The sequence below is a fragment of the Pseudomonas sp. YQ_5 genome (assembly GCF_043103305.1).
GTDB classification, from domain to species: domain Bacteria; phylum Pseudomonadota; class Gammaproteobacteria; order Pseudomonadales; family Pseudomonadaceae; genus Aquipseudomonas; species Aquipseudomonas putida_Y.
Genome location: NZ_JBICJS010000096.1, coordinates 191316 through 203627, shown reverse-complemented (window position 1 = coordinate 203627; position 12312 = coordinate 191316). Strand labels below are relative to the sequence as shown.

Genomic DNA, 12312 nt, shown 5'->3' with positions numbered 1-12312 from the left:
GTGAACCTGGTTTCGGTTCACGACAGCCGTGCGCAACTGATGCACTACGCCTTTCGATCATCACGGGCCCAGGCGATCGCCCCACTATCCGCGAGCTTGTGAAAACTCTGCATCCGTCAGCACCCGCCGTCGGAGTGTTATTTAGCACTTGGCGAGACCATGATCGCATGCTTTCAACATGGAAGCGCGACACTTAAGGTCGAGGTAATGGTAAATACTGAAACTGGAGAAGCTAACGCCAGGCTTCACCATCTTCTTCCTCCCCATCAACCCCACTCTCATTATCTTCGTCTTCTTCGTCTTCATCATCCCACTCGTCCTCATCCTCCTCTTCGTCTACACCGTCCGGCTCATCCGTTATTCGATACAACCCTCTCCAAGGTTTTCCGCAATAGAAAGGGTGATCATCAACCGACCAGGAGTCAGGTACGCTATAGTAGGAGCACATTACCCCATGCACTTCCTGCAGTTGCTTGCAGAGATTTTTAACAAGCCCCTGACGCTCCCGAAGATCTCGGCTAGCGTCTAGCTCATCCAGACTACCCAGATAGCGCCCCAGCCTGTTGACCTTAATTCTTCCAGCCTTTAACAGCGCTCGTACATATGGACGAGTGTTGTCATCAAAAGACACCCAGCAACCACCTGTCTCTTTCGCTGCACTAATCGGATAGAGCAGCTCTAACTGTGCTACGCGTGATGAAAAGTCTTGCAGAGCTGCGGCGGTTTCATCGTCTGAAATGGCCAAGCATGACTTAAAGTCGTAGCAAGCATCTTGGATCGCTTGCTGAGCGCCTGAATTGCTGAGACTGCTCAAGCTCGCAGGCAAACGCTTGCAGACCAGAATGTGGTCAAAATGGCTTGGAGCAACAAGCCCGCGATCGATCAGGGTGAGGATGTCGTATTGGAGCCTAAGAGCTTCGGCCTGATTAGCTACCACTATACCGATTCCCGACCATTTTTCCTCGGTCAGATCTAATCCGGGTATTGGATTAGCCTCAAGCCCCTCTTCCTTGATTTTCGTAATCGCATGCTGGTAATCCCCAGTGTAGGGCCATCGCCACTCTGGTTGGCTTACATGGTCGCTGAACAAATCGAACTGGACATTTGTGCATCGAAACTGGTTGCGAAGCATATCTTCCGACGTGACAACCTTTGAGCCGCTCTCCTCCTCCAGCACAGCACGTAAATCGCCAGTTTGTATTACCTGCGCTACCCCTCCGTTTAGCACTGAACTCGCTGGGAAAGTGATCGCATACTGGGTCACGTGTTCATTTTTTGCCGGCAACCCGTCCCTCACAGCGATCAGGTCAGCCACACTGAGCCCAGCGAAACATACGGCAGGCTGCGTTCCCTGGATGGTTTCAATGCCGTTCCTGATGCCGAAGGTGGGCCAGAGGTGGTGGAAGCGAATTCCAATTCTGAGCAGAAAATTAGCAGGCCAAAACGCATCAGAGACGTAGCAGTTAGTCGAGAAATACTCCGGCATGAAGGATGGGGACGAATCGCTATAGAACTCGACCTCTCGGAAATAGTGAGCGATACGTGAAAACTCTGCACTATCTTTATTTTCACACATGTACCCCTCCAATGATTTCCAAAAAATCAGAGACTGATACAATCAAACTCATTAGCTTGAAAGCTAGACCACCAAATCACTGGAAGCAAATTTTTTCTGCACCGTCAACAAACCAATAAAACACGACAATATACATAAATTGACAGAATTATAGATTCGCATTAATTATATCCAAACCATAATTCACCCTAAACCCAAGCCCTCTGATAGCCAACGACCATCAGCGACATAAATTTCGCACAAAATGGTCAGCAGCCAACAGGGAAGTTACAGGCAATTGAATGACCGCATGATAGAATGTGTTCAGGATATCCCTCTGGAGCCTTCGTTTGAACACGCAAACTGCCCCAAGTTATTACGACGCCCTGCTATACGCGCCGACATTTTTAAGTGATGCGGTCGGTAAGCGCCAGGCCGCTTGTTGGAAACGTCTGGTAGACGACATCCACAGAAGCAACAGTGAGCATGACCTCCGCGAAGCCAGAGGCAAAGCGGAGGGGTACATTCTAGGCCTCGTGGATGCAGGTCATCTCAGCCAAGACGGCGAGCGTGACTACCTGATCATCAGCAACATTCACCGGCGGCAAACCTTCCTCCGCACCCTCCTCGCCGCTTTGTAGCGCTGATGGAAGCAGCAATTAAATGCTGCTTTTACCTGGATGAAACGGACTAGGGGCTTGATCTCAACCGTTGCATGAGAATCACAAAACCGGAACCATGCCGCCCTCCACAATAGGATCGCATTTTCCGCGAAGCGGGCTGCAAGCGGAGCGCGCAATGAGGATGGAAGCGAGTAGGGCCAAAGCAGAACGCAGTTCGGCTTGATTCACTACTACCGAACCGCAAGGCCACGCAACCGCGCCTCAAATGGATCAGTGATTAGAAATCTTAGTGTCAGAAAATCTTCCACCGAGCCAATCGCAAACCACATAAATGCTGCTCAACGTCTGTACAAGCAGGAAACCGTCAACAGTCGAACTATGCATGATGATTGATGTGCGTATGGTGTCACCGTCATCGAAACGTCCTCCTTGATCGGCGAAGACCACTCCCTCCAGATAGAGATCCCCTAGCCCATAAGCAGCCGCCGAAATATATGCTGTAACCGGCACCCCGAAATCTCTCCGCATAGCGTTGACAACACTAGTCGGCAAAGCGGCAGCCACATCCTGGCCAGCATGACAAGTAGACAACGGAGCTCGCTTCTTAGCCATGTAGCACCTCTCATAGCCTATTGATTAAGACAGACGACAACACTTACTCTTCATCCTTTGCGTCATCTCTGCTCGCCTTCCATACCCGCCCGTACGACTCATTCTGCAGAAGCGAATCACCGGCGTCTTCGAACATGCACCCGAGCCATCTCATGCGTTTCATACCTGCTACTTGAGTGAAAAAGCATCTCTCACAAAGATGCAGCTCGTAGTCCTCACCACTGTGTTCTGATCCCTCTCTCCAGGATGCCTGCAAGGTAGCGAACTGAAACTCGCCTCCTACACGCGTCGATTCTCCGCAGACATCGCAGAGCGCATCGGGAACCGCGCTTGGTTCTGACTCACCGCTGAGCCTCATCATAACCTCTCATCCGAAAAAGACGTTGCAGCTTGGCTCTCAGTTGGAGTTGAGTCTGCTTACTACCAAGCCCGAGATTTGGGTCACACCTCACGAGCCTATCGTCATACTCCGGCCAGCTGAAATCTGGATCGTCATCGATCGCTATCCATTGCGTTATCCCTGCACGAGTCACCGCACCACAAATCTGCTCATAGCGAGTAAAAAGGTCATACCCTTCCCTAGCCGTAGCCCGCATCCGGGAGTGCCAAGTCGCCGAAACTGTGCGATCTTGAAGATTCACTGGCAAAGCTGCACGAGCTCTTTGATACCCGAGCATTCGCACCCATGACGTAGATAAACAGATTTTGACAGTCGGGAAGCCCTGCAAAATTCCATATAAGATCGGCGCATGCATCATGAGTTTACCCTCAGCTCTAAGCTCAATCCCATGCCTAGTTCGGAAAGCTGCATCAGGATGAAGCACGCCATCGAAATCCAAAAACAAGATCACGTCGTCTGGTCGAATGACGCGAGGTCGTAAAGAATTTATCATGATACGCCCCCGGCTACGGCCATACTCACACACGTCTCCTCGTGACAACACTCTGCCTAAAAACCTCGAAAATTCACGCGAGCTTGCGGAGCGTGGCTTCTGTTTAACGCTAGAGATTAATCCACAGAACCCAGCCACTTTATAGAGGACTTAAATAAGAACATTAAAACCTTCCTCTTCGAGCGTATCAATTTTCCCACCTGCCGGTGATGTATAAACAACACCCTCTGCAACCTTGTGCATCGAAACTTTGCCGCCCTCCTCCCCCCGGCCAACGATCAAACTTAAGATCTTATTCATAGCCCAACCACCACTTCCGTTCATCCAGGCAGGACTTATCAGCAAAACCTCAGTCACCTTAAAATTTTCGCACTGCTTTTCAAGAACGTCTTCAAGCACATTCACATCGCTTAAAAAATACTGACGCGATGCCAATTTCCCATTCTCCAATTCTTCTACCACAACCTGATAGAAGTGATGGTAGCTTTGCCATTCCACAATCCTCATGCACGTGTGGCCCTCACCTAACAGCGCAGATGCATTCGAACTCCATGACTCATGGGTGACAAACATTTTTCGATCCTTTCATTTTTACTCGCACATGAGGGCTTGGCCGAAAGCCAGCGCCTTGCAGCGAAGTGCCGCCGAACACATATTCAGACTTGCCAAACTGCCACCATATGGGCTGAAGGGATCTGTGCCTCCACCCCAACTTTTGTCAATTTACGGCATATATTGAAACCGCCTGAATTATGGGCGCAGGACTCCCCCGCATGATTTTTGCGCATAGGGAATAGATGCTTTCGATCCTTAACGGTCATTATATGGCGTGTTATGGATCGGCGCAATGTGGCTTCATCCTGTCTTTTACAGGTGAAGAACATGTCTCTTAGCGAGGCCATGGCGGCGGTTGTCAGAGCACTGAGACAAAGCCGGAAAATGACTCAGGACGATCTGACCATGATCGGTCGGAGGGGAAGAAGCCGCATCGAGGGCGGGAAGGCTAACGTGACGATAGACACGCTTTCTAAAGTAGCCTCAATGCTCGAAGTCGACCCCGCTCTCCTTCTCCTGCTCGCCCACTCTGCTCACTCCGGTGAACCTGTCGACGTCGCGCTCAAGCGTATCTCGTCCAAGCTCAGCGCTCTCAAACAGGATGGTGTCATCGAGAACATCGCTGCACAGCCCGAGCGACCAATTGGTAGACCTGCTACCCGCGACATACAGAAAGCACTCCAACGGGCCCCCCTTTTGAAGGAAGCCGGCATGTCGAACGCTGAGATAGCCCAGGAATTGGGTGTGTCAAAAACGACTGTGCAGCGCTTTCTGACTAAGCCACCCATCTGATCAAAATTTGGTACCTGCGCCCGATTGAGGCGCATAACAGACTCGCCGTAAAGACCGGCGTAACCACTGAGAACCTGTAAGGCGTCGCCGATGGCTTGGACGTGCATGCATTAGCTCAGCAAATTCCCACGTGCACTTGTGAGAAATTGCGCCACCTGAGTCTTGAGATGCTTGGCAAAGATCCCGGCAAGCTATTCACAACGCAGGATAGCCCCCACATTTGGGTTTGGATAGCAATCATCTCCTAAATCTAGCCCCAAAAATATCAAATATAAATCAAGTGCTTACTCTATACCCTACACTTTATAGGACGGTATTGGGATCACCTTTCACGATTCGGGCGACCCGCTGGCCTGGGCGGAAAAGGCCATTGCCCACTATGAACGGCTGGGGATCGACCCGAAAGGCAAAACCCTGATCTTTTCCGACGGGTTGGATTTTGCCAAGGCACTGGTGCTATACCGGGCGTTGCATAATCGGATCAATGTGAGCTTCGGCATTGGCACCCGGCTGACCTGCGACATACCGGGGGTGGAACCGATGAACATCGTGATCAAGATGACCGACTGCAACGGGGCGCCGGTTGCGAAGATTTCCGACAGCCCGGGCAAGACACAGTGCCGGGATGAGAATTTCGTTGCCTATCTGAAACACGTCTTTCAGTTGAATTGAGGGTGTCTGTACTGGTCTCTTCACAGGCACACCCGCAGAGAGACCAGTACAATCAACCCACCTCTTGCATGGCAACACACAATTCAAGAAACCGCGAGGCAGCCCGCGAAGGCGTAGCCGCATGCGGCAACAGAATGGAAAAGCGCCGCACCAACGCCTGCGGCGTAACCTGCAGCCGGTGCAGCACCCCATCTTCGTGACGAATGGACATCGCCGAAACAAAGCCAACGCCCATCCCGGCCCGGACCGCCTCTTTTACCCCCTCAACGCCAGCAATCTCCAGCGCCACACGCATCGCCACGCCATCACGAGCAAACGCCCGCTCGACAATCTGTCGCACGCCCGAGCCGCTTTCACGCAGTACCAACGGGTAATCGCCGAGCGCCGCCAGCATCTGCTGGTCACTGCCTGCCAAGGGATGCCCACGGGGCACAATCGCCACAATCTCGTCCTCGCGCCACGGCGTCACTTGCGTACCTAACGGCAACTCCTGCCCGGGCGGCCCCTCGATCAGGGCGATATCGACACTGTCCAGGGCGGCGACGATCTCCGCCGTATTGCCATGCGAGGTGCTGACCAGCACATCCGGATAACGCCCGTGAAAGTCGGCGATCAGGTAAGGCAGCAGGTAACTGGCGGGCGTGGTACTGGCGCCGATGCGCAAGGTGCCGCGCTCCAGCCCGCGCATGGCCTCGCGCAGCGCCTGGGCCTGGCGGAAGGTTTCGCGCAGGCGCTCGGCATGCGCCAGCAACTGCTCACCGGCCGCAGTCAGCCGCACACCGCGGCCGGCGCGTTGGTAAAGGGGTTCGCCAAACGCCTCTTGCAAGAGCTTGAGCTGGCCGGACACTGCCGGCTGCGACAGGTGCAGGGCTTGAGCCGCATGGCTGATGTTGCCGTGCTCGGCAACCGTGGCGAATGTTATCAGCTGTTCTGGGGTCATGATTCAAAAATATCAGCTAAGCGGATATTTGCCATCCTAAATTACGATTTTTTATAAGCTTATAACCAGATTAACGTAGGCCTTGTCGAAACACCTTTTCCGGAGGACTCACATGGCCACGGTTCCGTCCAACCCCGCCTTTGCCCCTACCCTCTCCACCCGAGGGCGGCTCAATGGCATCCTGTTCGTCGCGCTGTTCGCGGTCGCAGTCACGCAACTGGCGGCCATGCCCGCTATCGCCAACCTGGGCATCAGCCCGCTGATCGTGGGTATTGTCGCAGGTGCCTTGTATGGCAACGCGCTGCGTGACGGCGTACCGGCAAGCTGGGCAGCAGGTATCAATTTTTCCGCTCGCGGCCTGTTGCGCATTGCCGTGGCGTTCTTTGGTTTGCGGGTAAGCCTGCAGGAGATTGCCGAAGTCGGCTGGTCGGGGCTTGTCGTGTCGGTGCTGGTCGTCACCAGTACCCTGCTGATCGGCCTGTGGTGCGGCATGAAAGTGTTCAAGCTCGACCGCGATACCGCCTTGCTGACCGCCGCCGGCAGCGCCATCTGCGGCGCTGCCGCCGTGCTGGCATTCGAATCGGCGCTGCGCAGCGCCCCCCATAAAAGCGCCATGGCAGTCGGAAGCGTGGTGCTGTTCGGTACCTTGTCCATGTTCCTTTACCCACTGGCGATCAATGCCGGCTGGCTGCATCTGGATACCATGGGCGCCGGGCTGTTGCTGGGCGGCACTGTCCACGAAGTGGCTCAGGTGGTAGGCGCGGCCAGCAATGTCAGCCCCGAAGCCACGCACGTCGCCACCATCGTCAAGATGACCCGGGTCATGCTGCTGGTACCGGTACTGCTGGTGGTGGGCCTGTGGATCAGCCGTTCGCGCAAGGCTGGCCAGGCGCAGGGCAACGGGCGCATTGCCATGCCCTGGTTCGCTTTCGGCTTCCTGGCACTGGTCCTGGTGAATTCGCTGCACGTGCTGCCCGGCAGCGTGACCCAGGCAGTGAACAGCCTGGACACCTTTGCCTTGACCATGGCCATGACCGCGCTGGGAATGGAAACGCGCTTCAGCCAGATTCGCCAGGCTGGGCCACGGGCGCTGGCTACCGGGGCGATTCTGAACCTGTGGCTGGTTGGCGGGGGGCTGGCGATTACCCTGGGGGTGCAGAAGCTGTTGGGCTGATTCGAGACCGGGTTGGCTGCTTCGCGGGTAAACCCGCTCCTACAGGTGGGTGCTGCCCTGAAGACGGCAAGGCCCCTGTAGGGGCGGGTTTACCCGCGAAGCAGGCCGCTCGGTCTCAAGGTTTTTCCACGCCCCCCTCGTTGCCGCCCACATTTCTCGGTATGGTGGTGTCAAAGAAGGATGTTTTACCCGCACAGGAAAGACTTAGATGCCTCAACGCCATGTCATCAATGCATCCGTCAGCCCCAAAGGCAGCCTGGAAACGCTGTCACAACGTGAAGTGCAGCAACTGAGTGAAGTCGGTACCGGTAGCCTTTACACGCTGTTCCGCCAGTGCGCCCTGGCAATCCTCAACACCGGCGCCCATGTCGACAATGCCAAGACCATCCTCGAGGCCTACAAGGACTTCGAGGTGCGTATCCACCAACAGGACCGCGGCGTGCGCCTGGAACTGCTCAATGCCCCGGCCGACGCCTTCGTCGATGGCGAAATGATCGCCAGCACCCGTGAAATGCTGTTCAGCGCCTTGCGCGACATCGTCTACACCGAAAGCGAGCTGGCCAGCCAGCGCATCGACCTGGAAAGCTCCCAGGGCATCACCGATTATGTTTTCCACCTGCTGCGCAACGCGCGCACCTTGCGCCCGGGCGTGGAGCCGAAGATGGTGGTGTGTTGGGGCGGCCACTCGATCAGCACCGAGGAATACCAGTACACCAAGAAGGTCGGCCACGAACTGGGCCTGCGCAAGCTGGATATCTGCACCGGCTGCGGCCCGGGCGTGATGAAAGGCCCGATGAAGGGCGCCACCATCGCCCACGCCAAGCAACGCATGCATGGCAGCCGCTACCTGGGCCTCACCGAGCCCGGCATCATCGCCGCCGAAGCGCCCAACCCGATCGTCAACGAACTGGTGATCCTGCCAGACATCGAGAAGCGCCTGGAGGCCTTCGTGCGTGTCGGCCACGGCATCATCATCTTCCCGGGCGGTGCTGGCACAGCGGAGGAGTTCCTGTACCTGCTGGGCATCCTCATGCACCCGGACAACGAGGACCTGCCGTTCCCGGTAGTGCTCACCGGCCCGCGCAGCGCCGAGCCTTATCTGCAACAGTTGCACGCTTTCGTCGGCGCCACCCTGGGTGAGGCCGCCCATCGCCTGTACGAAATCATCATCGACGACCCGGCGGAAGTCGCCCGGCACATGGTCGACGGCCTCAAAGCGGTCAAGCAGTTCCGCCGCGAACGCAACGATGCCTTCCACTTCAACTGGCTGCTGAAGATCGAGGAGAGCTTCCAGCGACCGTTCGACCCGACCCACCAGGCCATGGCTGAACTGGACTTGCGCCGCGAGCTGCCGCCCCATGAACTGGCGGCCAACCTGCGCCGGGCGTTTTCCGGCATTGTCGCAGGCAACGTCAAGGACAAAGGCATCCGCCTGATCGAGGAACACGGGCCGTATCAGATCCACGGCGACAGCGCCGTACTGGACCCACTGGGCCGGCTGCTGCAGGCATTCGTCGACCAGCACCGGATGAAGCTGCCCGGTGGCGCGGAGTATGTGCCGTGCTATCAGGTGGCGACCTGACCACTCCGCTTTGCTGACGACGGGCATGGATGCCCGTCAAACGCGGGGGCCGGGTGACAGGAGCGCCTGTACGGACCACCCACATGGGTTTCATGAAAGCTCAGCCACCCAGGTGACTCGCTCACTGGCGAAGTTCAGCCATCGCCCGCTCGAAAAACCGAATGCTGTCGCGCCCCCCACGTTTGGATTGGTACAACGCCACATCCCCCTGCTCGATCAACGCCGCCAGGCTCGCCGGTGGCTGATCGAACACGTTGGCACCAATGCTCAAGGTAACCGCCTGGGGCGTAGGCACGGTCTTGTCGGCGTAATGCTGGAACTGCTCACGCAGCCCACTTCCCAGTTCCATGACCCGTTCACTGCTCGCGCCACTCAGCAAGATGACGAACTCATCCCCGCCCAAACGCGCCGCCAGCGAGCGCTCGGGCAGCGCCGTACGAATCATCTCGCTCAAGGCAATCAGCAATCGGTCACCGGCTATATGCCCATGCAGGTCGTTGACCAGTTTGAAGTTGTCGATGTCGATCAATAGCAATGCCCCGGGCTGCGCCGGGCTCACGTCCTTGAAGAAATGCCCCGCCCGCACCTCCAGCGCACGCCGGTTGTACAACGCAGTCAGCGGGTCACGGGCTGCCAGCCGGGCAATGCGCTCTTCACGCCGGTAACGTACGGTGCCGGTCATCGACAAGGCAATCAGCATGATCGCCATCGCGCCTTCCACCAGCGAAACCTGAATGATCAGCCCGCCAAAGGTCGCCAGGTCAATCAGCGTACCTGGCGTGATCGCGATGGCCGCCTTGGCCACATAGAACAGCCCATGGATCAGCAACACGTAGCGCAGTTGCACGGCGCCGACACTCAGCGATTTGCCATGTGGCCGCAGCAGGAAACTGGCCTTGAGCGTCAGCGAGGCCACCAACAACGAGTTGACCATCAGCATCACCTTCGACCACTGCGGGCCCACGGGCAGCAGCAGCAAGGCGAACCAGACCACCACGATCATCAGCCAGGCACGTGACAAGCGCTCCTGGGTGAAGCGCAGCACGCCGATCAGGAAAAACACGTGGGCCACCACCAGCAAGCCATTGGCGAACCAGATACCGATGAACAGCAAGCCGGCCCCGCGCAACAATGCCAGGGTGCTACCAACCGTAATCGTGGCGAAACCCGCACTCCAGTAAAGCAACGAGGTTTCGCGCACACTGCGCCATTCAATCGCCAGGTACAAGGCGGCCGCAGCGGCCAAAGCGACTGAAATAGTCAGCATCGTGGGTGGATCTAACGCCATATACGCATTGGCCTGTCTGGTTAACGGGAAAAGGCCCGACTGTATGCGATCGTGATCACGTTCAGAGGGGCCTTGCACGGTTGCCTGCACATTGTAATCCAGCCCCTGAAAAGGGCCGTGGGCAGCAATATCATAATGACATCAATGCACGGTGCGCACCACTCTGGCCCTGTGGCTGGCTTGCCGGCGACAGGGCCAGTAGAGGCGACGTCAGAGCACCCGCTTGATCAACGGTTCCAACCGGCTATAGCGCAACCGACGCAGAAACTTGCGCACTTGCTTGGGATGTTCGGCCTTCGCCCCCAGCGCCTCTGCTGAGCCGATTTTCGGCGCAAAGCGCCGCAGTTCGCTCAACTCCGCTTCCCGTGGCGCCAGCCATTGCCCCTGCGGGTCGTCGATCAGCAGGCCGTTCTCAAGGTCCAGGTTGAACCCGCGCGGGTTCAGGTTGTTGCCGGTCAGCAGCGAATAACGCTGGTCGATCCACACGCCCTTGGCATGGAAGGTATGCCCGGGATCGTTCCAGATGCGTACTTGCAGCTGGCCACTGGCAATCGCGGCGTGGCGGCGGCGGGCGAAGGCGCGCAGGTTATCCTCATACAGATAGGGCAATGCACCACTGGCACTGAACGGTTCGCCAGGGGCGATGTAGAAGTCGTTGGCGGTACGGTCACCGACAATCAGTTCCACCCCAACCCCTCGCGCCAGGGCGTGGTCAAGTTCGCGCATCACGACCTGAGGCGGGTTGAAATACGGCGTACTGATGATGATCTGCGTGCGCGCCACTGCCAGCAAGGCGCACAGCGCCCGGTTCAGCGGATTGCCGCGGCCCACACCCAGCAGCGGGATCACCTGCAGGCCCTGCCCCGTCACGCTGGCCGGTACCTCATAGGCCATGCGCCGCAGCCGTGCGCGCAAGCGCCGAATGTCGCCGCGCAAGCTGCGGGTAGAAGGTGGCGCCGGCAGGTCGAGGCGCGGTGTGGCAGTGTGATGCAGCAAACGCTGCACCAGGCCGACCATGGCATCAGCCAGTGCCGGTGACTGGAACAGGTGGTAGCGATCCAGGCGATAGCGGTCGAAACGGTGCAGGTAGACGTTGTTCAGACTGGCACCGGTGTAGATCACGCAATCGTCGATGATGCTGCCTTTGAGGTGCAACACCCCGAACAGTTCGCGGGTCTGCACTGGCACGCCATGGATGGCAATATCCAGCCCGCGCAACTGGCGCTGGGCCTGGTACCAGGCAGCATTGCCCGGCTGACGCCCGGCCCCCAGCAGCCCTCGCCTGGCGCGGAACCAGTCGACCACGATGGTGATCTCCAGGCCTGGCCGCGCGGCCTTGGCCTGGTACAAGGCATCCAGCACTTCCTGGCCAGCCTCGTCCTCTTGCAGGTACAGCGCGACAATAACGATGCGCCGAGTCGCCGTACGGATGCGCTCGAACAGGCACGCGCGGTAAGCCTTGGCATCGGGCAGCACCTGTATCGCTTCGGGGGGCATGGCGTAGCCTGACAAGCCCGCCAGCATGGATTCGGGGTTCACTGACGCTCACCTTCTCTGTGCAATCACTGTCGGCCCTGCCAGCCGGCAGGGCCATTCCTGGCCGCTGCATCCGGGGTGTATGATCGA

Annotated in this window: 10 protein-coding genes and 1 pseudogene; 5 read left to right on the top strand and 6 right to left on the bottom strand. The window is 57.4% G+C overall.

The annotated features are described in order from the left end of the window. Window positions 1-232 precede the first annotated feature (232 nt). Window positions 233-1576 carry a DUF4427 domain-containing protein gene (locus ACF8EA_RS22685; RefSeq protein ID WP_135192951.1) on the bottom strand — a complete coding sequence of 448 codons (1344 nt, stop codon included), beginning with the start codon at window positions 1574-1576 and terminating at the stop codon, window positions 233-235. 329 nt (window positions 1577-1905) lie between these two features. Here ACF8EA_RS22685 and ACF8EA_RS22680 point away from each other — a divergent pair, with 329 nt between their 5' ends. Beyond that, window positions 1906-2196, top strand: coding sequence for a hypothetical protein (locus tag ACF8EA_RS22680; protein ID WP_135192952.1), 291 nt, complete (start codon window positions 1906-1908; stop codon window positions 2194-2196). Window positions 2197-3131: 935 nt separating this feature from the next. On the opposite strand, the gene ACF8EA_RS22675 is transcribed toward ACF8EA_RS22680, so the two are convergent. Both ACF8EA_RS22675 and ACF8EA_RS22670 read right to left on the bottom strand, forming a co-directional pair. Continuing rightward, the gene (locus ACF8EA_RS22675) at window positions 3132-3683 is read right to left on the bottom strand and encodes an HAD domain-containing protein (RefSeq protein ID WP_223271196.1); all 552 of its coding nucleotides are present in this window, start codon (window positions 3681-3683) and stop codon (window positions 3132-3134) included. A gap of 150 nt (window positions 3684-3833) precedes the next feature. Beyond that, on the bottom strand, window positions 3834-4256 hold the full coding sequence (locus ACF8EA_RS22670) for a hypothetical protein (protein WP_135192953.1): 423 nt from the start codon (window positions 4254-4256) through the stop codon (window positions 3834-3836). Between the two features lie 309 nt (window positions 4257-4565). On the opposite strand from ACF8EA_RS22670, the gene ACF8EA_RS22665 reads away from it, so the two are divergent. Continuing rightward, the gene (locus ACF8EA_RS22665; RefSeq protein WP_189638527.1) at window positions 4566-5030 is read left to right on the top strand and encodes a helix-turn-helix transcriptional regulator; all 465 of its coding nucleotides are present in this window, start codon (window positions 4566-4568) and stop codon (window positions 5028-5030) included. Window positions 5031-5360: 330 nt separating this feature from the next. Beyond that, a pseudogene (locus tag ACF8EA_RS22660) lies at window positions 5361-5702 on the top strand (nicotinate phosphoribosyltransferase); the annotation flags it as partial. 52 nt (window positions 5703-5754) lie between these two features. On the opposite strand, the gene ACF8EA_RS22655 reads toward ACF8EA_RS22660, so the two are convergent. Continuing rightward, window positions 5755-6642 carry a LysR family transcriptional regulator gene (locus tag ACF8EA_RS22655; RefSeq protein WP_392523302.1) on the bottom strand — a complete coding sequence of 296 codons (888 nt, stop codon included), beginning with the start codon at window positions 6640-6642 and terminating at the stop codon, window positions 5755-5757. A 112-nt stretch (window positions 6643-6754) separates the two neighbouring features. On the opposite strand from ACF8EA_RS22655, the gene ACF8EA_RS22650 reads away from it, so the two are divergent. Next, window positions 6755-7816 (top strand): YeiH family protein, encoded by a 1062-nt coding sequence (locus ACF8EA_RS22650; RefSeq protein ID WP_021782040.1) that lies wholly within the window; start codon window positions 6755-6757, stop codon window positions 7814-7816. A gap of 208 nt (window positions 7817-8024) precedes the next feature. After that, the gene (gene ppnN, locus ACF8EA_RS22645) at window positions 8025-9398 is read left to right on the top strand and encodes a nucleotide 5'-monophosphate nucleosidase PpnN (RefSeq protein WP_392523300.1); all 1374 of its coding nucleotides are present in this window, start codon (window positions 8025-8027) and stop codon (window positions 9396-9398) included. Window positions 9399-9519: 121 nt separating this feature from the next. Here the strand turns inward: ppnN and ACF8EA_RS22640 are convergent, their stop codons facing one another. Next, complete coding sequence (locus tag ACF8EA_RS22640) at window positions 9520-10665, bottom strand: GGDEF domain-containing protein (protein ID WP_392523299.1); 1146 nt, start codon at window positions 10663-10665, stop codon at window positions 9520-9522. 231 nt (window positions 10666-10896) lie between these two features. Further along, window positions 10897-12225: a CDP-diacylglycerol--serine O-phosphatidyltransferase gene (pssA, locus tag ACF8EA_RS22635; RefSeq protein WP_392523298.1), complete on the bottom strand. Its 1329-nt coding sequence runs from the start codon at window positions 12223-12225 to the stop codon at window positions 10897-10899. Between the last annotated feature and the right edge of the window lie 87 nt (window positions 12226-12312).

Excerpts from the sequence above, each read along its gene's own strand:
- ACF8EA_RS22685 (WP_135192951.1), bottom strand. The coding sequence starts at position 1,576 with ATGTGTGAAAATAAAGATAGTGCAGAGTTTTCACGTATCGCTCACTAT.
- ACF8EA_RS22675 (WP_223271196.1), bottom strand. The coding sequence starts at position 3,683 with ATGATAAATTCTTTACGACCTCGCGTCATTCGACCAGACGACGTGATC.
- ACF8EA_RS22670 (WP_135192953.1), bottom strand. The coding sequence starts at position 4,256 with ATGTTTGTCACCCATGAGTCATGGAGTTCGAATGCATCTGCGCTGTTA.
- ACF8EA_RS22665 (WP_189638527.1), top strand. The coding sequence starts at position 4,566 with ATGTCTCTTAGCGAGGCCATGGCGGCGGTTGTCAGAGCACTGAGACAA.
- ACF8EA_RS22655 (WP_392523302.1), bottom strand. The coding sequence starts at position 6,642 with ATGACCCCAGAACAGCTGATAACATTCGCCACGGTTGCCGAGCACGGC.
- ACF8EA_RS22650 (WP_021782040.1), top strand. The coding sequence starts at position 6,755 with ATGGCCACGGTTCCGTCCAACCCCGCCTTTGCCCCTACCCTCTCCACC.
- ppnN (WP_392523300.1), top strand. The coding sequence starts at position 8,025 with ATGCCTCAACGCCATGTCATCAATGCATCCGTCAGCCCCAAAGGCAGC.
- ACF8EA_RS22640 (WP_392523299.1), bottom strand. The coding sequence starts at position 10,665 with ATGCTGACTATTTCAGTCGCTTTGGCCGCTGCGGCCGCCTTGTACCTG.